Source organism: Clostridium sp. YIM B02500 (genome assembly GCF_022324665.1).
Taxonomy (GTDB): Bacteria; Bacillota; Clostridia; order Clostridiales; family Clostridiaceae; genus Clostridium; species Clostridium beijerinckii.
This window is the reverse complement of record NZ_JAKGTE010000034.1, coordinates 17,586-44,202: the sequence shown is the minus strand read 5'-3', so window position 1 is coordinate 44,202 and position 26,617 is coordinate 17,586. Positions and strand designations below refer to the sequence as shown.

The 26,617-nt window shown below is 28.8% G+C and carries 26 protein-coding genes; 5 read left to right on the top strand and 21 right to left on the bottom strand.

Features of this window, described 5'->3' with window-relative positions; genetic code table 11:
• Nucleotides 1-278: 278 nt before the first annotated feature.
• Complete coding sequence (cax, locus tag L1S46_RS21750) at nucleotides 279-1,325, top strand: calcium/proton exchanger (RefSeq protein ID WP_077855061.1); 1,047 nt, start codon at nucleotides 279-281, stop codon at nucleotides 1,323-1,325.
• A gap of 77 nt (nucleotides 1,326-1,402) precedes the next feature.
• On the opposite strand, the gene L1S46_RS21745 is transcribed toward cax, so the two are convergent.
• The gene (locus L1S46_RS21745; protein WP_238900930.1) at nucleotides 1,403-2,323 is read right to left on the bottom strand and encodes a CorA family divalent cation transporter; all 921 of its coding nucleotides are present in this window, start codon (nucleotides 2,321-2,323) and stop codon (nucleotides 1,403-1,405) included.
• A 282-nt stretch (nucleotides 2,324-2,605) separates the two neighbouring features.
• On the opposite strand from L1S46_RS21745, the gene L1S46_RS21740 reads away from it, so the two are divergent.
• A complete protein-coding gene (locus L1S46_RS21740) occupies nucleotides 2,606-3,172 on the top strand; it encodes a LemA family protein (RefSeq protein WP_012058128.1) in 567 nt (188 codons plus the stop codon).
• Entirely contained in the window at nucleotides 3,169-3,963 is a 795-nt protein-coding gene (locus L1S46_RS21735; protein ID WP_077829532.1) for a TPM domain-containing protein, read from the top strand. Before L1S46_RS21740 ends, L1S46_RS21735 begins: the two co-directional genes overlap by 4 nt.
• 87 nt (nucleotides 3,964-4,050) lie before the next feature.
• Here the strand turns inward: L1S46_RS21735 and L1S46_RS21730 are convergent, their stop codons facing one another.
• The 16 genes from L1S46_RS21730 to L1S46_RS21655 all read right to left on the bottom strand — a co-directional run bounded on the left by L1S46_RS21730 (nucleotide 4,051) and on the right by L1S46_RS21655 (nucleotide 19,490).
• Nucleotides 4,051-4,320 carry a late competence development ComFB family protein gene (locus L1S46_RS21730; protein WP_012058126.1) on the bottom strand — a complete coding sequence of 90 codons (270 nt, stop codon included), beginning with the start codon at nucleotides 4,318-4,320 and terminating at the stop codon, nucleotides 4,051-4,053.
• Between the two features lie 235 nt (nucleotides 4,321-4,555).
• Nucleotides 4,556-5,515 carry a methyl-accepting chemotaxis protein gene (locus L1S46_RS21725; protein ID WP_238900929.1) on the bottom strand — a complete coding sequence of 320 codons (960 nt, stop codon included), beginning with the start codon at nucleotides 5,513-5,515 and terminating at the stop codon, nucleotides 4,556-4,558.
• 14 nt (nucleotides 5,516-5,529) lie between these two features.
• Complete coding sequence (locus tag L1S46_RS21720) at nucleotides 5,530-6,561, bottom strand: FIST N-terminal domain-containing protein (RefSeq protein WP_238900928.1); 1,032 nt, start codon at nucleotides 6,559-6,561, stop codon at nucleotides 5,530-5,532.
• A gap of 265 nt (nucleotides 6,562-6,826) precedes the next feature.
• Nucleotides 6,827-8,158, bottom strand: coding sequence for a polynucleotide adenylyltransferase (locus tag L1S46_RS21715; RefSeq protein WP_238900927.1), 1,332 nt, complete (start codon nucleotides 8,156-8,158; stop codon nucleotides 6,827-6,829).
• A 106-nt stretch (nucleotides 8,159-8,264) separates the two neighbouring features.
• Nucleotides 8,265-9,161 (bottom strand): MurR/RpiR family transcriptional regulator, encoded by an 897-nt coding sequence (locus L1S46_RS21710; protein ID WP_012058122.1) that lies wholly within the window; start codon nucleotides 9,159-9,161, stop codon nucleotides 8,265-8,267.
• Nucleotides 9,162-9,385: 224 nt separating this feature from the next.
• A complete protein-coding gene (locus L1S46_RS21705) occupies nucleotides 9,386-10,096 on the bottom strand; it encodes a pseudouridine synthase (RefSeq protein ID WP_012058121.1) in 711 nt (236 codons plus the stop codon).
• 193 nt (nucleotides 10,097-10,289) lie between these two features.
• Complete coding sequence (locus L1S46_RS21700) at nucleotides 10,290-10,550, bottom strand: ground-like protein (RefSeq protein ID WP_077723653.1); 261 nt, start codon at nucleotides 10,548-10,550, stop codon at nucleotides 10,290-10,292.
• A 170-nt stretch (nucleotides 10,551-10,720) separates the two neighbouring features.
• Entirely contained in the window at nucleotides 10,721-11,788 is a 1,068-nt protein-coding gene (locus L1S46_RS21695; RefSeq protein WP_238900926.1) for a hypothetical protein, read from the bottom strand.
• Complete coding sequence (locus tag L1S46_RS21690; protein ID WP_238900925.1) at nucleotides 11,769-12,665, bottom strand: ABC transporter ATP-binding protein; 897 nt, start codon at nucleotides 12,663-12,665, stop codon at nucleotides 11,769-11,771. The genes L1S46_RS21695 and L1S46_RS21690 overlap by 20 nt, the downstream gene beginning before the upstream one ends.
• The gene (locus L1S46_RS21685; protein ID WP_011969208.1) at nucleotides 12,649-13,047 is read right to left on the bottom strand and encodes a GntR family transcriptional regulator; all 399 of its coding nucleotides are present in this window, start codon (nucleotides 13,045-13,047) and stop codon (nucleotides 12,649-12,651) included. Before L1S46_RS21685 ends, L1S46_RS21690 begins: the two co-directional genes overlap by 17 nt.
• A complete protein-coding gene (locus tag L1S46_RS21680; protein WP_039771849.1) occupies nucleotides 13,040-13,567 on the bottom strand; it encodes a hypothetical protein in 528 nt (175 codons plus the stop codon). Before L1S46_RS21680 ends, L1S46_RS21685 begins: the two co-directional genes overlap by 8 nt.
• Before the next feature lie 202 nt (nucleotides 13,568-13,769).
• Nucleotides 13,770-15,266: a glutamate/gamma-aminobutyrate family transporter YjeM gene (yjeM, locus tag L1S46_RS21675; protein WP_238900924.1), complete on the bottom strand. Its 1,497-nt coding sequence runs from the start codon at nucleotides 15,264-15,266 to the stop codon at nucleotides 13,770-13,772.
• 252 nt (nucleotides 15,267-15,518) lie between these two features.
• Nucleotides 15,519-15,923 carry a YmaF family protein gene (locus L1S46_RS21670; protein ID WP_011969205.1) on the bottom strand — a complete coding sequence of 135 codons (405 nt, stop codon included), beginning with the start codon at nucleotides 15,921-15,923 and terminating at the stop codon, nucleotides 15,519-15,521.
• Between the two features lie 248 nt (nucleotides 15,924-16,171).
• Complete coding sequence (locus L1S46_RS21665; protein ID WP_011969204.1) at nucleotides 16,172-17,449, bottom strand: FAD-dependent oxidoreductase; 1,278 nt, start codon at nucleotides 17,447-17,449, stop codon at nucleotides 16,172-16,174.
• Nucleotides 17,446-18,435, bottom strand: a complete 990-nt coding sequence (locus L1S46_RS21660; protein ID WP_238900923.1) for a sulfide/dihydroorotate dehydrogenase-like FAD/NAD-binding protein — start codon at nucleotides 18,433-18,435, stop codon at nucleotides 17,446-17,448. The genes L1S46_RS21665 and L1S46_RS21660 overlap by 4 nt, the downstream gene beginning before the upstream one ends.
• A gap of 200 nt (nucleotides 18,436-18,635) precedes the next feature.
• Entirely contained in the window at nucleotides 18,636-19,490 is an 855-nt protein-coding gene (locus L1S46_RS21655; RefSeq protein ID WP_017209626.1) for a D-alanyl-D-alanine carboxypeptidase family protein, read from the bottom strand.
• Nucleotides 19,491-19,631: 141 nt separating this feature from the next.
• Between L1S46_RS21655 and L1S46_RS26570 the strand changes: the two genes are divergently transcribed.
• Together L1S46_RS26570 and ytfJ are read left to right on the top strand one after the other, a co-directional pair.
• Nucleotides 19,632-20,174 carry a DUF2953 domain-containing protein gene (locus tag L1S46_RS26570; protein ID WP_023975058.1) on the top strand — a complete coding sequence of 181 codons (543 nt, stop codon included), beginning with the start codon at nucleotides 19,632-19,634 and terminating at the stop codon, nucleotides 20,172-20,174.
• 23 nt (nucleotides 20,175-20,197) lie between these two features.
• The gene (gene ytfJ, locus L1S46_RS21645) at nucleotides 20,198-20,668 is read left to right on the top strand and encodes a GerW family sporulation protein (protein WP_011969200.1); all 471 of its coding nucleotides are present in this window, start codon (nucleotides 20,198-20,200) and stop codon (nucleotides 20,666-20,668) included.
• Nucleotides 20,669-20,834: 166 nt separating this feature from the next.
• Here ytfJ and scpB read toward each other — a convergent pair whose 3' ends face one another.
• The 4 genes from scpB to L1S46_RS21625 all read right to left on the bottom strand — a co-directional run bounded on the left by scpB (nucleotide 20,835) and on the right by L1S46_RS21625 (nucleotide 26,119).
• Nucleotides 20,835-21,425 carry an SMC-Scp complex subunit ScpB gene (gene scpB / locus L1S46_RS21640; protein WP_238900922.1) on the bottom strand — a complete coding sequence of 197 codons (591 nt, stop codon included), beginning with the start codon at nucleotides 21,423-21,425 and terminating at the stop codon, nucleotides 20,835-20,837.
• Nucleotides 21,418-22,164, bottom strand: coding sequence for a segregation/condensation protein A (locus tag L1S46_RS21635; RefSeq protein ID WP_038457416.1), 747 nt, complete (start codon nucleotides 22,162-22,164; stop codon nucleotides 21,418-21,420). The genes scpB and L1S46_RS21635 overlap by 8 nt, the downstream gene beginning before the upstream one ends.
• A gap of 398 nt (nucleotides 22,165-22,562) precedes the next feature.
• Nucleotides 22,563-23,753 carry a D-alanyl-D-alanine carboxypeptidase family protein gene (locus L1S46_RS21630; RefSeq protein WP_017209630.1) on the bottom strand — a complete coding sequence of 397 codons (1,191 nt, stop codon included), beginning with the start codon at nucleotides 23,751-23,753 and terminating at the stop codon, nucleotides 22,563-22,565.
• Nucleotides 23,754-23,929: 176 nt separating this feature from the next.
• Nucleotides 23,930-26,119, bottom strand: coding sequence for a DNA topoisomerase III (locus tag L1S46_RS21625; RefSeq protein WP_238900921.1), 2,190 nt, complete (start codon nucleotides 26,117-26,119; stop codon nucleotides 23,930-23,932).
• Between the last annotated feature and the right edge of the window lie 498 nt (nucleotides 26,120-26,617).

Below are 26,617 nucleotides of genomic sequence, written 5' to 3'. Positions count from 1 at the left end.
CTCTATACAACATTACTTTGCATTTATATACACTAATTTCTTATATTAATATACCACATAAAATGCAAATAATAAAATAGTTTCCTATTCCTAAAATAAAGGTAAACTACCTTTAATTATTTTCCTACTTAGAAAAATATAGCATAATGTCAAATTATAGTTTATAATATTATGATGTATTTATTAAACACTAATTATTATTCAATTACTATTTGAATTTTCAATTAAAATTAATTAGAATTACAAATTTATAATAATTATCAAGGAGGCAATATTTCATGAAATTACTAAAATATATGCTTATTTTTATTCCAATAAGCTTTATAGCAGAATTTGTTATGCATGTATCTCCATCAATAATGTTCATACTTGCAGCATTATCTATAGTACCACTAGCAGGGCTTATGGGTGAAGCAACTGAAGAAATTTCATTCTACTCAGGCCCTAAGATTGGCGGTTTTTTAAATGGCACTTTCGGAAATGCAACAGAACTAATAATATCATTTTTTGCTCTTAAAGAAGGCCTTTTTGATGTTGTAAAATCTTCTATAGCTGGGTCTGTAATCGGCAATATATTGTTAGTACTTGGTGCTAGTATGCTTGCTGGGGGGCTAAAACATAAAACTCAGACTTTTAACAAAAGAGTTGTTGAAGTATCTTCAAGTATGTTACTATTTGCTGTTGTTGGCTTATGTGTACCTGCTTTATTTACCCATACTGTGGATCCAACTCTTTTGAATACTAGATATGAAGGGTTAAGTATAATAGTTGCAATAGTAATGCTTTCTATTTATATTTTAAGTCTTATTTTTTCATTCTTCACTCACAAAGATATTTATACAGTTTCTAACCAAGAAGAAGGTAGTGCTAAATGGACATTAAAGAAAGCAATCTCTATATTAGTTATTGCTACAGTTCTAGTGGCTATGGAAAGTGAATTCTTGGTAAGTGGAATAGAATCTATAACTTCAAGCTTAGGACTTAGTGAATTTTTCGTTGGTATTATTTTAATCCCTATTATAGGAAATGCTGCCGAACATAGTACTTCTGTTGTAATGGCAATGAAGAATAAAATGGACGTTGCTTTGGAAATAGCTATTGGCTCAAGCTTGCAAATTATATTATTTGTAGCACCAGTATTAATATTCTTAAGTTTATTATTCACTCCTATGAGTATTGTTTTCAATGAATTTGAACTGATTGGCCTTATAGTTGCTGTATTAATAGCTAATAGAGTTTCTAACGATGGAGAATCCAATTGGTTGGAAGGAGTTCAACTTCTTGCTGTCTATTTAATAGTTGCCGCATCATTCTTTATTTTGTAAAATTCAAAAAATAATCTAATTCTATTTTAATACAATACCTCATAATCTTATAAGTAATAAATTATGAGGTATTATTTTTATAACCACTTATTTTTCTTAAACCACACGCCACATAACACAACTACGCTGACACTTATTGAAATCACAAAGGGATATCCATAACTCCAACCGTATTCCGGCATATTAAAATTCATTCCATACCACCCTACTATAAGAGTAAGTGGCAAAAATATAGTCGTGACCACCGTGAATAACCTCATTAATTGATTTTGATTTATGTCAACTTGAGCTTGATATGCTTCCCTTACTTGAGTAACATAATCTCTAAGATTATTCACATTCTGATATAGTCTATTAATACGATTAGTGAACATTCTAAAGTACCTTATTATTTTTTTATCAATTAATCCATTATCATTTTCTTCTATAGATTCTGCAATATTTAATAATCTTTCATAATACCTCTTCAATTTTAATAATTTTTTTCTCAACATAATAATCTTCTTTAAGTAGTTATCATTCTTTGAAGTCATTAAGCCTTCTTCAAGTGCTGCAATTTCATATTCAAGTTCTTCAATATGATAAGTGTCTTCAAATGTAAGTTTATCAAAAAATGCATATAAAATCTTGCTAAGATTCAATCCTTTAATCTCACCCGTTTTACTCTTAGAAACCACCTGTTCTAGAATGTCATTTCCATCACTTATAAATACAAGTACGTTTTTCTGAAGAAACATACTTACTTTTTTTGATTGTTTTAATAAATTATTAATTATAGGAATCTTTAAAGATATGTAATCTAGACCTTCATAACTTTCAAATTTAGATGTTCTTCCATTCATACAATCATATAATAATTTTTCGTTTATATTGAGGATATCCGAAACTGATTTAATTTCATCAAATTTGATGACAACAACAAATAATTTATTATTATTTGTTGTAATACTTTCCATTTTATCACTTTGTAATATATCATTCTCTAAAACATAGACCATTTTTAATCTCCTAAGTATAAATTTATTATATTTTAACATATTATCATAATCATTTCATCATATCCTTAAACTTCATGATGATTCGTTAATTAAAATTCGTTTATCGTTATGATACTTAAATTTTAACATCATAAATATTCTCCTTATTTAATTCCAAATCACTAATCTAAAGCTACTTGTAATTTTTGAATTATTATTTTAAATTTTGTTATATGGTTAGTTTACTATATAAAATTTATATTTCTGCACATAATATAATTAATTTAGAAGGGAGGCTTTTTAATGCGAAAAAGTACAAAAATAGCAATAATTGTGGTAATAATCTTGATAGTCGTAGGTATTCCTATAAGTAGTTATAATAATCTAGTTTCTTTAGAACAGACTGCCAATTCTGCATCTTCAAATATTGACACTCAATTGCAAAGAAGATCGGATTTAATTCCTAATTTAGTTAATACAGTTAAAGGTTATGCTACACAAGAAAAATCCATATTTACTGATATCGCTAATGCAAGAAGCAGATTATCTGGTGCAACAAATATACAGGATCAAGCTGATGCTGATAATCAACTTTCCGGTTCCCTTTCAAGACTATTGGCTATAGTTGAAAATTATCCAGAATTAAAATCTAATCAGAATTTCAGAGATCTATCAGTCCAGTTAGAAGGAACAGAAAATAGAATTGCAATAGCGCGGCAGGATTATAATACTGCTGTAACAAATTATAATACTAAAAGAAGAAGTTTTCCAAGTAATATAGTATCTTCATTATTTGGTTTCCAAGAGAAACCACTCTATAAAGCTAGCGAAGGCTCAAAAGAGGTTCCTTCAGTAGATTTTACAAAATGATAGAAAAATTAATACATAAATCTTTAAATTCATTATTAAGCTTTCTTCTTTTAGTTGTTTCTTCAATTTTCCTCATTTCAGCAAGTGCTGAAATTAAAGTTCCTTCTCCTACATCTTACAAATATTTAAATGATTATGTACATATAGCTAGCGAGACTGAGGTGAATGGCATACTCTCTATAGGAAAGGAATTAGAAGACAAAACTGGCGCACAAGCTGTTGTAGTTATTATAAACTCAACTAATAATATACCTATTGAAGACTATGCTAATACTCTTTTTAGATCATGGGGCATCGGAGAAAAAGGTAAAGATAACGGCTTATTGGTTCTTTTGGCGTTAAATGATAGGGCATGGAGAGTTGAAGTTGGCCGTGGACTTGAAGGTGCTATTCCAGACGTTTTAAGTAGCAGAATCATGGAATCAGTTGCTAAGCCTAGTTTTATAGAAGGAAAATATGGTGAAGGTCTACTTAATTCTTATAGTACTTTTTGCGATTATATAGCAAAAGAGTATAATATCACTCTGGATAAATCATTAAATATCTCGGAAAAAAATACAAATACTATTAAATCTAATACCGGAACTAAGGTGTTTGGAAGTATAGTGCTAGGTCTGCTATTGCTAGATATTATCTTTAATAAAGGTAGAATTTCTTTTTCACTACTTCAGATTATTTTCTGGAGTAGCATCTTTAGAGGCCGTGGTCCCAGAGGTGGATCATCAGGAGGAGGCTTTGGTGGCTTCGGTGGTGGCTCTTCTGGTGGTGGTGGCTCTAGTGGAAACTGGTAGAACCACCCAAACCATAAAATAAAGGTATTCTTCTAAACGATATTTTATAGTTTTCTTAATATCAGTAGTAATATTTTCCTGAGATGTTTATCTATCATGATTAGGGTTATTACTAACCTTATTTATCGCAGTTGTAACTTGTACTATTATATCAGTTTCAACTTGTTGTTTAGTACTTTCTATTTTGGCCATTATCTTTCCTAAAGGTGTTGCCACATAGTACGGTTTTAAATTGTTAAGAGAAAGTGTGAAGATGTCCCTTTTACATTTATCGCATTTACATCCATCTGTTTTGGCTAACAAGATTTCCATATACTCCTTAACCCATATTTCCATATAATTAATAACATTCTCCATTATGTTTTCTCCTTAATATTAAAGTCTTAAGCATTATCTAATCTTTACCACTGACAATGAGATTGTACCACAATTTTCTAACAGAACAATTATATCACTAATCTTAGAATATTTTAACCCTTATAAAATCATTTATCTGTATTTAAAATAATAAAAGATGAGCTCTACTAAACTCATCTTTTATTGCTTTATGCTTGTTAGTTTACTCACTATGTAAAAATATTTTATACAGCATTTATTCCTTTTTAAGGATTTTAATTTGATTTATATAATTAAGTATGTCTAGGTAACAATCACCCTTTTTCTGTATGCTATATACTAGGTTTTGTAATTGCTGATTTTCAGTTCTTGATTTCTCAACTAAATTAGTTAAATTTACTGATATCTCCTTTATTCCATGTAAATTATTCTTTTGAGAGTCCTGAACTCCTTGTACATGTTTATATACTTCTGATTCAGCATCTATTATTTTATCTAGTATAGACGAAGACCCTTCTATAATGTTAGTTGTTTTATTTATAACTTCAGTTCCTTCGTTAGATTTACTAGATAATTGCTCCATTGATTTTGTCAAATCATCTAAAGAATTCATAATATCTTTAGCATTTTTCTGAGTATCAACAGAAAGTTTTTTTATTTCATTAGATACAACAGTAAATCCTTTTCCAGCTTCACCAACTCTAGCTGCCTCAATAGCTGCATTCAATGATAATAAATTTGTTTGCTGAGCAATTCCATTTATAATATTAGCAAAGCCTTGAATACTGTTATACTGATTTTGTATCTCTGAAATTAAATTGATAAATTCATCAAAAACCTTAGAAACTGTGCCGACCTGATTTATTAATTCATTAAAATCATTTCTTGCATTATCTATTTCTTTTTGAGAATTATCAAGACTAAGAAAAACATCCTGTACAAGATTTTCTGTCTTATCACTATTCTTAGATAAAACCTGTAAATATTCATTAACATTTTCTGTTTGCTTAGTCGTATATTCAGTACCTTCAAGAAGTTTATCCAGCCCGTACGTCATATTTCCTTCTTCATTAATAACTGTTTTTATATTATTTTCTATTATAGATGTTAACTCCATAACTTCATTCACATATAGGAAGCATTCTTCTTTCTCATTACTGTTAACTTCATTTTGATTTTGTATAGTGCTTATTTCCTTGCTTTTAAATTTAAACATATTAATATCCCCCTTTATTCAACTGCTAATATTACCATAGTTTGATTTACGTGTTTTTTATAAAATTGCTCTCCATAGCTTACAAATCCAGCAGTATTAGGGCAGAATGAAAGTAGTTCTTTATCTATTGCTTTCCAAATATTATCTTCTTGAAACTTCAAACTTCTTAATATACAGTTTATTGACAACATAAAGCTAGGTTTAAATCCAATCTTCTCAACTGTATTTCTTACTTGGCTTATTGGATCAACTGGTTTTAGAACCTCAACAAAGGTATTCGACATAACCTGGCAATAAAATGTGATTGATTTGTCTGGGTTTACTTTCATAGGAGAAGATATAAAAATTTCATCTTCATACATTTTTCCTAAAGGATTATTCATAAAATAATTAGGAAGATCACTTTCTTTTACATTTAAAACTCTTGCATATTCAATGCTAGCTGGAACTTTATTGAATGTCTTTATCGTCCTACTTATAGGGTCGGCTTCAGTTACTAATAGTCTTTGTCCCATTGGTATATATATATTTTCTTTTATTATAGTAGTTCTTCTTTTTATATTAAAGAAAATCATTACACTATGAACACGCTTTTTACCTATAAATATGAATGTTTCTTTAAACTTAAGATTATCTCCAGCACTTCCACCTATGACTTTAAAATTATCATCTACAAAATAGAGGGTACCTATAATACTTTCTTCCATTCCAGTTAGACCATCGCATAATAAAAGTGAAAAAGCATTCTTGTTAGTTTTAATTTTTTCATAAGCCCCTTTTAAATTATTCACACTTTTTATTGGTGGATAAAATATCTCTACAACTTCACCATCACAAATATCATATTGAAATCCAGAAATAACTCCATCTTCATAACCATTTCTTCCATACTCTCCAGACGTAGAACAAAGTATAACATTTGAAGATACTAATGTTGCTAATTCTGTAACATTTTCTACATTTGAAAATATAACAAATCCTATATTAGAATTATTATTTATAAAATTTGACGCTTCTTGTACGTTTGAAAACATTAACTCTCTCATAATCTTATCCCCACCCTTAATTTTTTCTTAAATGTAAAAATTTTCTCAATTTTCACTATAATTATATCCAATTTTTCTACAAAATACAATCACACAATTATTCTCTCATTAATTAAATTTATTGTATAGATTTAACTAAATAAAAACTTAAATATTTATATATACAAATTAAAAAACTTAAAATAAAAGATATAAATTCAAAATGAGCAGCGCTTAATTTGAATTTATATCTTTTGATTATTAACATATTCTATATTAATAAATTTTATCTCCATCGTTTCATAACTAATTTAATTAGTTCCTGTTTCTCATTTGATTTAGGATCTTCAATTACAATATCCAACAAATGATTTAAGATTTCACCAATTTCTTTTCCTTTATTAAATCCTAAAGACAATAGATCTCCACCATTGATTTTCAAATTTTTTAAAGTAAAACATTCATCTTTATCAATTATTTTATTAAGAATATTTTCGACCTCATCTAAATTTATTAAATGTTTTTTAGAGTTTTTGGACTCCTGAGCAAGTATATCCGCTCGCTTAATCTTAATTAGATCTTTAAAAAGATCTATACCTATTTCTCTTAATAGTTTTTTTATAGATACTTTATTATCCATCCTATAGTCATGATACTGTATAAGAAGTGTAACTTTATTAATTGTATTATTATCATATTTCAAATATTTTAATATTTCATTGGCTATTCTTGAGGATTCCTTTGAATAAGAACTGCAATGCAAATTGTCATTTTCATCAGTTCTTATTGTGCAAGCCTTTCCAAAATCATGAAATAGCATACTCAATTTCAAATATATCTGGGATTCTACAGTTTCAGTTGCTATAATTGCATGATTATATAAATCATGTGAATGGCAAGAATTGTTTTTATTAAAATTATAGATTTTGCTTATTCCTGGAACTATGTATTCTAAAATTCCACATTCCCTCAACATTTCTATTTTTCTTGGATCATTAAGTAATATCTTATTAAATTCTTCTCTTATTCTCTCTTTTGATATATTTCTTATATTATCTTTAAGTTCTTTTATTGAATTTAGTGTTAACCTATCAATAGTAAAATCTAGTTGGGCAGAAAACCTAATTGCCCTAAGCATTCTTAATGCATCCTCGCCAAATCTTTTTCTAGGTTCACCTACAGTTCTTATTACCTTTTCATCCAAATCCTCTATCCCATTAAAATAATCTACTAATCCACTTATATTATTATATGCCATTGAATTAATGGTAAAATCTCTTCTCGCCAAATCTTCCTTTAAAGAACTCACAAACTTAACCTCTTTGGGATGTCTATTATCTTCATATTCACCATCTGATCTATAGGTTGTAATTTCATAACTCTCTTTATTTAACATTACTGTAACTGTTCCATGCTTTAATCCAGTTAATATAACTTTATCAAATAACTCCACTACTTCTAGTGGCTTAGCATTAGTTGTTATATCCCAGTCTTTAGGTTCTTTTCCTAGAATACAATCTCTAACACATCCTCCAACCATATAAGCCTCATATCCATTTTCTAATAACCTATCAATGATTAATGCAACATTTTTAGGCATCTCTATATTTTTATTCAATATTTCACCTCTAAACTTATCATTCTTATCAAAATAAATTTATCTTTATCTAATAAAAACAAGCTGCCCTCATAATCATCTGAGAACAGCTCTATTTACTAGAATTTTAATCATCTGCAACATTTCTATTATTATAAGAATAAACATTATACGTCTGCCATATTTGTTCTAAATTACCAAAAATATCAGATATGTTTTCCTTCTCTCGCATTCCTACTGCAATAATTAGTGCATTTATTACCGACATAGGTGCAACTAAAGAATCTACAAATGATGCCATATTACTTTGTGCAATTAATGTGTGATCAGCTTTAGACGCAAGAGGTGATAGTAAACTATCCGTGAGAGCAACCACTTTGGCTCCTCTATCTTGTGAAAATTCTAATGCATCAATAGTTTTAGCAGCATATCGAGGAAAACCAATTCCTATAACTAAATCTCCATCTCCTACATTTATCATTTGTTCAAATACATCTGAAATTCCATAACTTACAATTTTAACATTTTGCAGTATTATATTTAGATAAAACCCTAAAAACTCCGCAAGAGCAGTAGAACTTCTAAGACCAATTATGTATATTCTATTTGCCTCAAAAATCCCCTTTACTACGTCTTCAAACGTGTTTTGATTAATTTTTTCAAGAGTTGCACGTATATTTTCCATATCAGCTTTTAGTACACCTTTTAATGCATCTCCATCAGAAAAATAATCATTTCTAAGCTCTAATCTCTGTACAGTTGTTAGCTTATTCTTTATAAGTTCTTGTAATGCTTTTTGCAATTTAGGATATCCTGAAAAGCCAAGCTCAATCGCAAATCTTACAACTGTTGATTCAGAAACTCCAACAGATATTCCTAGTTTGGCTGCCGTCATAAATGCTGCTTTATCATAATTTTTTAATATGTACTCAGCTATTAATTTCTGACCTTTACTTAGCCTTATAAATTTTCCCTGAATTAATCTCATTAAATCTTTACTGTTTTCATTATTTACTTCATCCATCTTTTGCCTTCCTGTTACAACATTGAATAATATTATCTTAATTCTATCATCTTATTTCTAAATATTCAACAAATAACTTGTTTTTCACAGAGCATATTAAAATTTTGCAATATTTTATCAAGCTACTTTCATTACGTATTATATTTTAAAATCAATATCTTACTTTAATTTATTAATGATGTACAATCAAATTTCCTTTATCTGTCATTATGATTAGTTATTTTCTATAAACTATTAATATAATCTAGTTCTTCTTTGTTTAACTTTCTATATTCCCCTCTTTTTAAATATCCTAGTTTTATTTCCCCTATAGATATTCTTTTTAAAGATAATACATCATGGTGTATAGCAGCACACATTTTTCTTATTTGTCTGTTCTTTCCCTCATGAATACCAATCTCAATAGTCGAAACGCCTTTATCATAACTAATAACTTTAAGCTCAGCTGGAGCAGTAATATACCCTCCAATATCTATACCTATTTCAAACTTCATCTTATCTTTATCAGTTATCTCTCCCTTAACTACCGCCACATACCTTTTTATTATTTCTACCCTTGGATGGATTATTTTATTGTAAATTTCCCCATCATTTGTTAATAACAATAATCCTGAGCTATCATAATCCAATCTGCCAATTGGATATATTCTCTCATTCACCTTAACTATATCCAAAATAGTATCTCTGCCTTTTTCGTCTTTAACCGAGCTAATATATCCCTCAGGCTTATTGAGCATTATATAAACTTTATCTTCTTTCTTTTTTATTTCCTTTCCATCATATTCTATCATATCTTTTAATGGATCTACTTTTATTCCTACTTCATTAACTATAACCCCATTTACTTTAACTTTTCCTGAAATTATTAATTCCTCACATTTTCTTCTTGAAGCTACTCCACAATTTGCGAGATATTTCTGCAATCTTTCTTCCATAATTTAAATCACTCCATTTAGCATATAAATACATTTATACTTTTACATTTTAGATTATATCTTTTTCACTTATATAATACAACTTTCTAATTATTTTTATTTGAATAGTAAAGTAATAGAAACGCTGTCACCAGCGTTTCTATTATCTAATTATAAGGCTACTTTTAAATTGTACTCCTTATGATTAATCAAATTACCAGAGAAATCCTCCGCAACCTGCTCCGCCACCAAGGAATAAAATTAATAAAATCCAAAGCCAGCTTCCGCAGCCACCAAAGCCGCCTCCGCAACCCAAGCCGCCTCCAAAGCCGCCGCCGTAGCCTCCAAATCCACCACCGTATCCACCGTATCCTCCGCAGCCGCCGCCGCATCCGCAAACGTTACAGCAACTAGGTTTACAAGAGCAACAAGAATTACATTTACAGCAGCAACAATCATTAGAATGTTTAGACATGTTGATCATCTCCTATTCTTTTGTTAATATATTCTATTCGATACATATATTTTTTGTTCTTTATGATTTAAATAAAATATGAGAACCATCTACAAGTATCATTACTGCATATGGTTCTCACTAAATTAAAATTTATAAATATTTTGTTTATCAAAAATTATTTTTAGCACCTAAACTATATTTTTTAATATTCTTTTTATTACTTTATAGGCTATAAATCCAATTAAAAGCATGCATATTATATCTAATCCAAGACCCTTGATTAAGTCTGATCCTATTAATACCATAGAATTTCCATTCTTTCGCTGCAAACTATGAATAAAACTTTCAGTTAAAAACAATGATGCAAATGATCCAGCTGCTGTTGATACTAATATTTCTAAAATCTTTTCATTATTTTGTGATGAAAATATCTTATTAGCGTTCTCTAGTTTATACTTATTTTGAACTACACTGTAAACAATAATCATAATTATAATAACAAATAAAATAATTACCGTCTCACTCCATAAATTTCTGATTATTATATCTTTAACGCTAATTCTATCAAATACAATCTCAAAAAAGCCTCTTCCTAATTTATTTTTATAATCTACACCTCTTATTTTATCTAACAAACTATAATCCTTATTAACTCCAAAATATTCAAATATAGAAATAAATTTAGCTATTATTATCGAAATAGATATAGGTATTATTGAAATCATGCTAATAAATCCTATTACTGAATTAGAAAACATTAAATCTATTATTAACATAAACATTATACCAATAATTCCAAGTAAAATTATTTTTGAAGTTTCTATAATAACTATATTCCAATATCCTTCAACAACGGATATAAATTCAACATTACCGAAATATGATACTGTTGCAATATAAACATAAGTCATTACAAAAAGTATTAATGTAATTAAAAGACATATAAATTCATTATATCTAATCTGCTTTTTTGTATATGGTCCACTACATAAGAACATTTCAGTATTTCTCTTATTAATTCCCTTTGCTATAAAATATATAGCCACAAATATAATTGCTAGCATGAAATATTCGTTCCAAGAATTTGTATAGTAGTAGTTATCAAAATTGTTTGCAAGTTGATTTCTAACATTACTTAAATTGCTCTTTATAATTTCATATGCTACAGCTCCCCATACTAATAATCCTATAGAGATGGCTGCCTTAGCAGAATTGAACCATGCATATAGCAATCCTTTATTTAAATATTTTTTCATCATTATCCTCCTTATCAACTTTATAGATAAAGATATCTTCTAAGCTTAAATCTACTTCTTCAATAAATAACGGTTTAAATTTTTCTAAGCTTTTTATAAATTCCCCGTCATATTCATCAGTTATTATGGTAAAGACTCTGCCAACTCTACTAATTTTAAATATTCCCTTAAGTTTTAAATCTTCTTCGTAAACAGGCTCATCAAAAGCCACTTGTATCTTTTTTATCTTATTCTTCATATTTTCCACAGAATTTTCATATGTAACTACGCCTTTATCTAAAATAGCCACATCATCACAAATTCTCTCAAGTTCATTTAAATGATGAGAACTTATTATTATAGTTATACCATTTTCAAAAACTTCATCTGCAAATATCTTTAATAATTTATTCTTTAGTATTGTATCTAGTCCTGATGTTGGCTCATCCAATATTAAATATTCAGCATGAATAGAAAAAGCTAGCATTATGGAAAGTCTCATTTTCATCCCTTTGGACAATTGGAATATATACTTATTAGTTTGAATTTTAAAAATTTTATTTAATTCATTAAATTTCTTTTCATCAAAATTTTTATATGAATATTTATAATACTTAAGTATTTCGCTAACTTTAAAATTTGTTTGCATGATATTCTCATCCGCTACATAGCCAATTTTATTTTTAACGTCTATATTATCATAAACATCTTGTCCATCATAAAATACATTTCCTGATGTCCCTTTATAAATTCCTGTTAAGCATCTTAAAAGTGTAGTTTTTCCCACACCATTTGGTCCTATAATTCCAAATATTTTATTTTTATCTATTCTAATATCTATATTTTTCAAAATTTGTTTTCCATCAATCTCAAAGGATAGATTATTTACTTCTATCATTATCATCCACCCCTAACTCGGAAAATATTTGAAGTGCCAACCTTATAAATTCTTCCTTACTAACGCCCCCATAACTTGCCTCAAGTATAATTTTTTTTAATTCATTTGAAATGTGCTCCATTTTTTTATGATCCCCCTTACCTTCATAATTAGATGTTATAAAAGTTCCTTTTCCCCTTAAAGTTTCAATTATACCTTCTCTTTCAAGTTCACCATAGGCTTTGCTTATTGTATTGGGGTTTATCATAAGTATTGATGCCAACTCTCTAACTGATGGTAATTTCTCTCCCATCTTTAAAGCTCCTTTTAGAATAAGTTCCTTTATCCCAAGTTCTATTTGTTCATAGATAGGAGTACTACTCCTAGGATCGATTCTAAGCATTGTCATTACCTTCTACATAAGAATGATACATAATATAATCAATTACTAAACCTTCCCCCTCATCTACGAGGACTAAGTTAACTTTTAGCTTTTGTGATCTATCATCTTTTTCTTTTAGAGAGCTGTAATTATATGCATCAACAATTAAGCTTACTGGTTCTTCTCTTGTTATCGGACGTCTTTTAGAAAAATTATTTCGGAATCCATCATATTCACTTAGCATCTCACTTTTATCCTTTTCATTAAGATCACATACTTTTTCTATGTTTACCTTCGAAAAATTAAACTCGAAATTAGTTAACCTTTTTCGTTCTGAAAAACATTCCTTAAATTCATTTGTTTCAGTTAACTTTCCGGTATCATCAATTGCTTTTAACGGTTTATCATTTAATTGATCTAGAACCTCATTCACAGTTTCGAAATGCTTCTGTTTCTGATACATTTTATTATTATCCATCCCAAGAAAAGCAGTAACTATAATGACAATTCCAAACATAATAATTATCGTTGATTTTTTCATAAACTTCCCTCCTAATTGTATTAAGTGTACTAGCTCATATAGTACACTTGAATTATAAAACTCATTTCTTGCTTTTTCAATTAATAATTGTTTAACATTTCTTAATTTTTCCTTAATATACATAATGTAACCGAAAATATTAATAATAAAAATAACTAGAGATTTTAACCCCTAGTTATTTTTACTATGTACAAACAATTTTCTAAATATCTTTTTTCTTCTCTCCATTAGCATAGATTAATAATGCTGCTACAGCAAAAACTACAGGTCCCGCAATCATAGCAAATGTCGATTTGTAATCCCCATGGATTGCCGGCTCGATAATTGTAAAGAAATTTGCGAATCCAACCACTGCCGTAACTATAACTCCTATAAATATAGCAAATGATTTACTTTTCAATATTATAAAAGGCTTCTCTATATTATCTTTTTTTCTAAATGATATATACGCACTTGATAAAAATAAATATGGTATAGTCATTGCGACATTAGTCATTAATACTAACATTGTGAAAAATAATTTTGCACTGCTTCCTCCCATAGAAACAAATAGCACCATAACTGCTACTATAATAGTTTGAATAAACATTGCATTTATTGGCATCTCGTTTTCATCAATAACAGCCATCTTTCCTGGCCAAAGCTTTGCTGGCGTTCCTTCTATTAACTGTTTAAGCGGAGAATATGATAGTGTAAAAAACGCTCCTGTTAATGCCAAAAACATTGATAATCCAACAAACCTAGCTACCCAATTTCCAACTTGTATAGATACCAAATTACTTAACCCCATTGAGCTGCCCAAAGTATATCCTAAATTATTCATAACAACATATGCAACGTTTGCCATATTGATGTTTTCACCTGAAAGAGTGCCTGCCCAGTTTGTAAATATTCCAATCAAGAAAATTCCAAGAGAATAACCAACAGAAATTATAGCTGCTGCCATTAAAATCCCCTTAGGAAATGTCTTCTCTGGATTTTCAGTTTGATCAACAAGTCCACTCACAGCTTCGATACCACCATATGCAAATAAAGCAAAGACTAGGAATGATAAAACTGAACTAACATTCTGATAAGCTGGATTTGGTGAATTAACAAAAGAAATTGTAGATGTAATTTCCTCTCTAAATTGTCCCTTATTTAATATAGATATTATAATTGCCCCTATTATCAAAACTATGTTTAGAAGTGCTACCGCTATTCCTCCAACTGATGTAATCTTAGTTATTTTGCTTATCCCTCTTTTTGATATAAGATATGTTGCAGATACCCATATAACACCAAGTACCCCTAAAACCTGAGTTGAATTCAATCCAAGTATTGCCCAATTTGATGTAGTATCTATTCCAAATATTGTATTTGATAATGGAATCCAAATAGTAGAACATATATTTATCATCCATACTACATAAGAAGAATACCACATGAAAACTCCTACAAAGGCAAACTTAGGGCCCACAGACTTCTCCATCCATGAGTATATACCACCTTTTTCATCTTTAAATGCAGATCCATATTCTGCCATCATGAATGCAAATGGTATAAAATATGTTATCCCTCCTAATATAAACCAAGGAATTGCACCATAACCCATAAGATAAAAAGATCTTGGCATATTAGCAAATCCGAAAACTGATGTAAAGATCATCAGAATTAGTGTAATTAATGTTAATTTCTTTTGTTTATTATTTTCTGCCATTTTTGTTACTCCTTAATTTTAAATACTTAACATATTCAAATAGAATGAATAGTATTTTTATTTATTATTTGCAATTTTGATGTACTTTTATGCTATATTTAAATATTTAAATATTTAAATACATTATAAATTCTTAAAGAATAAAAAAACTAATTAACCACACTCTATTTATACTAGAGTGTGGTTAATAGCTATGACGACTCATATTTGTTTATGCCATAATATATGCAAATAAAATATCTTAATTTATCGTTAATTTCTATCTGGTACATTAGATGGATCGTCAATTAGAGTAGTAAAAAAATAATCGTGATCATGCCCATCATTGAATGATGTTTGCCCTTGAACTATATGAATATGCTTATTTCGTGAAATATAAATCGCTGGACCAGTTGTAATGCAAACTCTATGATTATGATCATTAAATGTGTCTGTGACTTCTTCGATTCTATGAACATGAGATAGTCCAACCCTTATTGCTGGGCCAGTAGTACCAGCAATACGATGATTGTGTTCTTCACAATTCTCATCTTCTTCATAATTTGTGCTTGATAGAAATTCATGATTATGATCCCTATACCTATAATAATTATCACCAAGTTGGTTTCCTCTATAATGACGACCATAAGCAATATCGCAATTATTATTGTTGCTCATATCTAATTCCTCCTCAGTTTTTATATACTATATGTTATGTACAATCATATGATTGGTGTTAAAAAGCCAAACTTATTTCATCTATCTTTCTAATTAACTAAAGTTTAATTAACGTCAACTTATAGAATAAATTTTCCTAACTTATTTAAATTAATGCTTAATGTACGTTTCTTTATAAAAATAAAAGACATGATTTTAAATACCATGTCTTTTAAATCTTTATAACTTCCTCTTAATTGTAATAATTATTATAATAATTTTTGGCTAAAAACATTATCTAAATTTACTTTTTGTATTCTTTTTGTAATTTCATCTACATCTATTGTATACAGACCTAATTCTTTCATCCTATTAAAATATACTGAACCTGCGAAAGTATATCTATCTTTTCTTCCTTCTCTAGTACTCGCCTTTTCATTCGCGTAAGTTATCATATCTCCGATTGCTATAGATGAAGGAAGTATCAAAAGCGGCATTCCCATAGCCAATCTTACCGCATTGTGTCCAGCTAAAGCACCAGTACACATTGCTTCCGTATGACCAACAAATAATCCACTTTTCTCACCTGCACAGAACAAATTATCTACGCCAATTACCTTTAAGTCATTAGTTCTTGGTGCAACTGATAAATACCTAATTGAGTTTCCTTTACTTCCTGCGTATGGATCAACATATTTAGCATTTTCTAATCCTTTTATTTTCCTTAGTTTGTATAACGGATAGTAAGTTGTCATTAGCTTTGCATGTCCCGTATCCAATAGTATGATATTCTCAGCAAATTCTTTGAGCGCATATTGTTGGCATACTTTTGTACTTAATTTATCATAATTTATATCTTCCTTAGGAACTTTTAAAACTACAACACCTTTAGAATCTAACTCATTTCTTATTTCATCTGACAAACTTTCTTTAGCCAATTTACAAGAACCAGAGAACGCCCCTAAGATATCATCTCCTCTTTCTCCTTGAATATCGGAAACTCCACATCTTTCACTAATACTAATTCTAGGCCCAAAAGCAGGACATCTTAAAACACACATTGAGCAGCCATTTCCATAACGCAAGCAATTTCCCATAGGCCCGGTAGTTCCTGTTGTCTCTATAAATACGTCACCTTCTATATAAGTTCCATCGCTAAGATAAGCACCTTTTATTTTTTGTCCATCAAAATTTATGTCATTAACTCTGCTCTCCATCATTAGATTTATATCTAATGATTTCAAATATTTGCTAACAACTCCCTCTATTAAATTAACATTATAAAGTGTAGCATGTTTATGTCCTGGAAAATCTATATTTTTATGAGTTGAAATTTCATCTGTGATCTTAATCAGATCTCCTCCGCCAAGAGCTATTAATTCTTCTGCAGCAGTATATCTACCATTATTACGCATTATTCCACCTACATTACCAAGTCCAAGTAACAAATCTGTCTTTTCGATTATAGTAACATCTGCTCCAGCTTTTTTACTCGAAATTGCTGCCGCGCATCCAGACCAACCTCCGCCAACAATAATAACCTTCATATAAATCTTCTCCCTTCAAAAATACTTCTCGGGTCAGCCTGTTCTTTGCAGAATCTTTTTACTCTGTGACCTGAAAATCTTGATGTACATGCTCCACAAATTCCTTCACCGCAGCACATCTTAAAATTATTACAACATGAAAGTGAGACATCATTTCTATTAATGTCGCTTAAATAATTAATAACACCATAAGTCAAGATATCGGCTCCTGCTACATGAATATAATTAGTTCCATTTTTAAGCGAATCCTTAATCAATACTTTTGCATGATCTGAGAGCTTGCCCTTATCCAGTAGTGAACACTCTGATACCTCTATTTTATATTCAGATAAAATTTCTTCAGAAAAATTTTCCTCAAATGGATCTTTATCGATTATTATTTGTATATCATTATTTTGTGAAATTAACTTTTTTACTACAGGTATCATAGGAGCTAATCCAATACCTCTTGCAAGTACTAATGCTTTATTATTCTTTTGGGTCAATATATTTTTAATTCCAAAAACACCATTCCAGTAAGGTCCACGTATTACTATGTTCCCGCCTGTTTTAATATCTAATAATTTAGCAGTTTTAACCCCTCTAATTTCAACAGCAACCATGATAATGTCACTTTCTATATCTGAATTCATTATAGATATCGGAACATCGAAATAAGTATTTCCATCAGTTCTTATAAATATATAACTTCCAGGCTTCACCAAATCTATAACTAATTTATGAGGAGCTTTAAATTTAATTATCACTAATTCATCATTATAATTTAGTACCTCTGTCACATTACATTCAAAAGTTTTACGCCCTTCTTTTGCCTTATTTCCATTATTATGGAGTTCTTGATATATACAAACCCCCTTCCAATTCAAACAATCACAAAAAACTTCTCCTTGGCATTGGGAACATGTCAAACACTGCCCATACTCTGCAAGTTTACATGGACAATACTCCGTTCCTGCATCTATACAATCAATAGCTTCTTTTACCATTTTTTCTCCTTTAGATAAAATTGCTTCTAATATAAATTATTTTAAAATATCTAATTTGACACAAATATAATTGTTTAAAATTATTTATTTTCCAATATTCTAATCTATACCTTATACTCTAATGATTTATTTTTGATTTTCTAAATATTTTATTTAATAAAAAAAGTAGATAGTAATAAAAAACTATCTACTATTGCTTACTAAACCAATTCTTTAACTGTATGATTCCCAAATGCTACTTTCTCTAATACATAATTATATATTTTTTCTGTCACATTCCATCTATCTGGACAATTTAAAACTACAATTATCACATCTTTGCCATTATTATTAATTGATGAAACTAAACACTTACCAGCTTGGCCTGTATATCCTGTTTTAACACCATTAGCTCCTGGAATTCTCCACAATATTTTATTTATGTTATTATAATCTCTTGTAAAATTATACTTTTCTTTTGAGATTTGTTTACTTCCTACTACTTCTCTAAATAGATCATAATCCATGCCCTTAGCAGTAAGTATCGCTAAATCATATGCTGAAGAATAGTGTTTACTACTATCCAATCCATGAGGAGACTCAAAATGTGAATCTAATATTCCTATGCCCCTAGCATAATGATTCATTATTTCCGCAAATCCTTCTATTGATCCCCCTAATTCCTCGGCAATAGCTATTGCTGCATCATTTCCCGACTTAAACATTAATCCAAAAACTAACTCCCTCAAAGTAATTTCTTCGTTTTCTTTATATCCAACTGTAGACCCTCTTATACTAGCTGCTTTTTTACTTATTACTACTTTTTTATCTAGATTACCTTGTTCAATAGCTATTAAAGAAGTAAGTATCTTTGTTGTACTTGCCATTGGAACTATTTCATAAGCATTTTGTTCAAATAAAACTGCATGACTTTCCTTATCCAATGCAATCGCAGATCTAGCATTTACCCTTAAATTATTACCTTTACCTTTGGCATTTGCATCTATACATATTATTTGAGTACATATAAGAATTAGTGCTATCAATGAAGTGCATTTACTAGTACCTTTTCGCATAATTAATCACCTTCTAAACTTACTATTTGGTTCTAGTTTACCTTTAAAATTAATTTTTAAACCTAATTTTGATAATTTTCTAGGTTTATTTTTTTATTATTAGTCAATAATTATGGAGTAGATGTAGTTTGGAGGAATTTTATGAAATTATTTTATGTCTTTTTAGTGGTCTTATTAATATTTTTTATTCCTATTCCCATTAAATTTAGTATTTACTATTCTACCGTAGATTATTATATAAAATTATATGGATTTAATCTTATCTCTAAAAATAAGAAAAGAATAACACGTATAAAAAAACTCAAAAATTCACCTTTAATTAAAAGTAAGCATAAATTTTTTTCAAAAATTAATAGTAAAATAAATTTCAAGCATCTGATTTCTACTTTAAATAATTTAAAATATAAGCCACTGTTAAAAATAAATTTATCTATGGAATACTCACTAAACGATGCTGCGAGAACTGCAATTTTCTATGGAGTCATATATAATACAACATCATTAACTTACATTCTCCTTAATTACCTTTTTAATATAAAGAAATTTAATTTTAAAATAACTCCTGTATTTGATGATAATTTTTTACTAAAAATTGAAACTTCAAGTATAATTTTCTTATCACTTGCAAACATTATATATATAATAATTAATTTATTAAAAAATAACGATAAACAAGGGAGGTGACCCCTTAATAAAGGGGATTTATTATGTCAAGTGAACAACATGTAGAAAACTTAATGAAAAGTACCATGGAAAATCTTAAGGATATGATTGATGTAAACACAGTAATAGGGAAAGCCATAGAAACAAAAGATGGAGCTTATATCGTTCCTGTTTCAAGATTAAGCTTTGGATTTGCTTCTGGTGGAAGTGAATGTCTAAATTTAAAGCAAAATATCACAAGCACAACATTTCCTTTTGGAGGCGGCTCCGGAGCAGGGGTTTCTGTTAAACCTGTAGCATTCCTAGTTGTTAAACAAGATGGTGTTAGAATGCTACCTGTAGATCAAGATACTACATATGATAGAATTGTGGATACAGTTCCTCAAATCTTAGATATTGCAAAAAGTTTAGTAAAAGATATATGTGGAAAGAATAAAAAATCTGCTACTGTCAATACTACTACTGTTGATAATAATTCCGAAGAATGTTATTGCAGTGATAGCGATAATATTTAAATTGCTCCTAATTTTTAATTCAAGAGAGAAATAGTTATTTAATAATACACTATTTCTCTCTTAAATTTAATAAAATAAATATAAAATATCTAAAAATAGATCTTATTGTTTTTCAAAATTTCAAGTATTAATATATTTATAAATTCCGATGATATATCCTTAAATTTTATTCCTGTCCATGATCTTCCTGAGCATCTTCTTGCCCAAATAAATCTAGAGAAGGAAGTTCTTTTAAATCTTTCAATTCAAATTGTCTTAAAAATTCATCTGTTGTTCCATATAAGATTGGTCTACCAGGCACTTCTAGTCTGCCAACCTCTTTTATAAGATCTTTTTCTAAAAGCCTTTGGAGAGCACTCTCTGATTTAACTCCTCTAATTTCATCAATATCAATTCTTGTTATAGGCTGCTTATAAGCAATTATGGCTAAACTCTCTATAGATGCTTGTGATAAAGATTGTCTTTTGTTTTTCTTCAAAAGCTTCTGTATATAATCAGAGTTTTCAGCTTTCGTAACTAACTGGTAACTTCCTTTAATACATATTATTTTTATTCCTCTATTATCATTTTCATATTCTTCCATCATTTCATGTATGATAATTTCAATAAGTTTATTTTTTTCTTCAAGATGGTTAACCAAATCCTGCAAACTTAATGGTTCACCACTAGCAAATAGTAAAGATTCTATTGCTGATTTTAAAGAATTTTTTTTCTTGTCATCTATAAATGGAATTTGAATCCCTTTATCATTACTCATCATCTGTTCTCCTTTCAATCAATATATTGCTAAAATTTTCGCTTTGATATACTTTGATCATCCTCTGTTTAATCATCTCTAGCAATGCCAAAAATGTCACAACACACTCTAATTTGCATTCACAATTTTCGATAATCTTGTGAAAGCTGCTTACCTTCTCTGTTTTTAACTTGTCCATAATATATTCTAACTTATCTTCTATTTTATATTTATCCACATATATTTTTTTCTGAATTATGTTATTTCTATTTTGCTTATTATTATATATCTCAAGTAAATTATTATATATATTAAACAATTCTATAAGACTTATATTTTTTAATAAATCTTTTTTATCAGTATCATCTCTTTTTTCTTCTATTACCTCTGGTTTCTTTCCATATATCTCGCCAGCACTAGTATATCTGTCTTTTAAAAATACTGAAACCCCTTTTATTTTCTTATAAAGAATAAGTTTTTCTAAAAGCTTTTTCTCATCATCTTCTTCATCATCTTCTTGTTTTTTAAGCTTCGGCAACAAATTCTTAGATTTAATTTCTATTAAGGTAGCCGCTACTACAATAAACTCAGAAGTTATTTCTAAATCCATCTTTTTCATTTCATTAATATAATTCAGATACTGATTAGTTATTTCATATATTTTTACATTATATATACTCATTTGATTCTTTCTTATTAAATGCAATAGAAGATCAAACGGGCCTTCAAAATCATTAATTTTAATCTTTGGAAGTTCCATATATATCTTTTTTACCTCCATTATGAATTATACTTAAATTATAACTTTAAATCTAAATAATAAGTACTATAATATATAATAACAAGTTATAACATCTAAAACAAGAATCATTAATATATATATTGCAATTCACAATTACGGCTAAAATTCTTGCAATATTTTTAGAATTATAATGAAGAATTATTTTTGCAATATATATATTTTGAATAACAAATTTACATTTGAAATTTTCTTAAGTTAAATGTTTCACTTAAGAACAATATATAAGAGCTAATTAAAAATATAAAACAAGCATAGCTAAATAAATTTAATTAAATTTATTGTTTAGCTATGCTTGAATTATTTCTTATTTATAGTTTTACAAGAAAAATATAAAATTCATAATGTTTTTTATCGGGCTATACACCTTTTTCGAATAAGTTTTTAATATTATATTTTATATTGTCAATTATATTGCCTTTCTTGACATCTCTATCGCAATATATATCTACCTCTCCTACTTTTTCGCTACCCAAATAAACTTCACATTTTCCAACTATATCTCCTGCTTTGTATTCTTTTCTTAGCTCATCTATAACAATTTTTTTCTCTAAATCCTTATTGTCACCCTTAGGAATTATAACATTTAAGTCATCTTTAGCCATTGCCATAAAGAACTTATCTGTTTGTTCATCCATATATACTTTATCTATTTCTTCATCTTTAGATACAAGCTTTTTCCCTTCATACTTTGAAAATCCATAATTAAGTAAAACACCCGCATCACGATTTCTTATTTTATAAGTTGGGGCTCCCATTATTACAGATAGCATTCTTACTCCATTTCTTGTTGCTGTAGCGCTAATGCAGTATTTAGCTTCATCCGTAAATCCAGTTTTTAATCCATCACAACCTTCAAAAAATCTAACTAATTTATTGTGGTTTACTAGTTCTATTGGAGATTTTCTTCCTTCTGATATATTATCCATATAAGTTCCTGTGTATTTTAAAACCTTTGGATGTTTCAATAACTCTTTTGACATTATTGCTATATCTTTTGCAGTAGACATATGTCCATCTGCTGGCAATCCATTGCAATTCTTGAATGTCGTATTAACCATTCCAAGTTCTTGCGCTCTTTTGTTCATCATATTAACAAATTCTTGCTCTGTACCTCCAAGATATTCTGCAAGTGCAACGGCTGCATCATTTCCAGAAGCTATCGCTACACCTTTCAAAAGTTCTTCAACAGTTCTTATTTCTCCAGTGTCTAAAAGCATTGTACTTCCGCCCATTTTCTTAGCATTTTCACTACAAGTTACTTTATCATCTAATTTAATTTTTCCGCTATCTACGCCCTCCATTGTTATCAACATAGTCATAATTTTTGTTACAGATGCTGGTGCAAATTTTTCATCTGCATTCTTTTCATAAAGTATTTTACCGCTCATTGGTTCCATTAATAAAGCTGATCTTGCTTCAATATTAGTTCCATCTGATTTTACTTTTTCATCCGTATCTACAGCTTTGGCTAAGTTAATTGGTAAAAGTAATAAAGTAAAAATAAATATCAAAGTAAAAGATATAATTCTTTTTGCATTATTTTTCATAGTTACTGCCTCCTTTCAAAATTAGTGTTACCATAAGAAGAAATAATATAACAAGTAATTCTATTTTTCTTAACAATATGACAATATTTTTAACTTATGCATAACTACCGAAATAAAGGGTATAAATATATTTAATAAAAAACTTCTAGTAACTTTAAGCTACTAGAAGTTTTTTACTATTTATCAAATTTTATATCACCTAATAATGCAGCAAAAGGATTATCGTTAAATTCTTCTGCTTCTTTCTTCATTTTCTTCATATAATTATTCACTTCTCTTTTATCAATCTTTCCATTTTTCTCAAATCTCTTCTTAAATTGAGAGGCTTTTTCTCTAAAATTGCAGTTACTGCCAGGGCATACGTATATTGCTCCCTCACCATTTCCTCTTAGTTCCAATTTCTTCTTGCACTCTGGACATCTAGCATTTGTCACTCTAGCTACACTTTCCCTATATCCACATTCTCTATCTTGGCAGACATTCATTACTCCATTTTTACCTTTAACCTCTAATAGATACTTGCCACAATTAGGACACTTCTTTCCAGTTTTATTATCATGAACAAACCTATTATTTGTATCTTTAACATCTTCCACTAAAGCAACTGAATAGTTTTTCATTTCTTTTATAAATGAATGATCATCTCTTTTTCCTTTTGATATTTCATCTAATTGGCTTTCCCATTTAGCCGTTAAAAGTGGTGATTTTAAATCCTTTGGCACAAGTTCCATTAATTGCTTTCCTTTTGACGTAGGAATTATTTCCTTGCCCTTTTTTTCTATAACAAATGAATTAAATAATTTTTCAATAATATCTGCTCTTGTAGCAACTGTACCAAGCCCACCTGTTTCACCTAAAGTTTTAGCAGCTTCCTTGGAAACATTAATATATTTATGAGGACTTTCCATCGCTGATAAAAGGGTAGCTTCTGTAAACCTAGCTGGTGGTTTTGTTTCACCTTTCTTTATATTAGCACTCTTTACTCTAATACTGTCCCCAATAGACACTGTAGGAAGAACTTGCTCTTTTATTTCTTCTTCATCACTATCTTCTTCTAATCTATCATAAAGCTTTTTCCATCCTTTAGCTTTAATAACTTTTCCTTTAGCTACAAGCTTTTCCCCCTGAACCTCTGCCTCTATTGTAGTTTGAATATATTCAAAGGGTGGAAGCATAACGCTTAAAAATCTTTTAACCACTAAATCATAAATTTTTCTTTCTTCAGATGATAAAAGTGCTAAATTAGGCTTTTGTTCTGTTGGAATAATAGCATGGTGATCACTTACTTTTGAATTATCTACGAAACTCTTATTGCCAATTATTTTTCCCTTAAGTAGTTCTTCTGCTACAATTCTATATTCTCCAATAGAAATTGCTTTTAATCTATCAGGAATAGTAGCCACAATATCAGTAGTAATATATCTTGAATCTGTTCTTGGATAAGTTAATATTTTATAATTTTCATAAAGCCTCTGCATTATGTTTAATGTCTGTTTTGCAGAATATCCCCATATTTTATTTGCATCTCTTTGAAGTTCTGTTAAATCATAAAGAGCTGGAGAAAACTTTTTCTTATTGGCTTCATTTATATTTACTATTTTCCCCTCTGAATTTTTTAGTTTTGAAGCTACCTTATTAGCAAATTCTTCATCAAATATTCTCGAATTATTGTCCTTATTTACCCATGCTAAGTTAAATCCCCTAGTTTTTCCTTCCAAAGTATAATAAGTTTTTGGTTTAAAATTTCTTATTTCATCTTCTCTTAACACAATCATAGATAATGTTGGAGATTGAACTCTTCCTGCTGATAATTGTGCATTATATTTACATGTCAAAGCTCTTGTCACATTAAGTCCTACAAGCCAATCAGCTTCTGCTCTACATACTGCTGCTTTATAAAGATTTTCATAAGCTGCACCTGGTTTTAAATTTCTAAATCCATCTAAGATTGCTTTTTCTGTTTGAGATGAGATCCATAATCTTTTAAGCGGCTTTTTCACCCCTGATTTCTCCAAAATCCACCTAGCAACTAATTCCCCTTCTCTTCCAGCATCTGTAGCAATTACAATATCGCTAACATCATTTCTCAATAATTGTTTTTTTACTTCATTATATTGTCTCCCTGTTTTTTTTAACACCGTAAGTTTCATATGTTTAGGAAGCATTGGGAGTGTTTCCATTTTCCACTCTTTATATTTATTATCATATCCTTCAGGATCCATAAGCCCAACTAAATGCCCCATTGCCCAAGTCACTATATATTTACTACCTTCTATATATGAACCTTTATTTTGGTTACACTTAAGAACTTTTGCCAAATCTCTCCCCACTGATGGTTTTTCTGCTAATACTAATGTTTTACTCATTTTTTCTCCTTGTCGATAAAAAATTCAATAATAAAAATTTATTTCTTATAATTGTTTATTTTCTATACTTAATTTTATTTTAGTAAAATATATATTTCTCAAATTAATCATATTTATTTTACAAATTTTAAGACGTCTTATCGTTTATTTAATTATTCTAGTATATGATTATCAGTATGATTTTTAATTACTTTACCATTATACAACGTTTTTCTTGATAATCCTATTATTTTGAATCAACTATTCTCAGCTTAGTCATTTTTAAAATCACTAATTCTTTACACCCACCATTATTTTTTACTAATTAACTTGAATTTATAATTACCCCTACTATTATATATGCTTAATGACCATTTTTCACTGTACTATTATCATATAAATATAAATCATATCTAGCAAGTCTACTAATACTACCATAACCTTTATTAAATAATTAGTTAATTATTTAACTAATTATTTGTTTTAAAATAAAAACTCAATTCTATTCACACATATTTA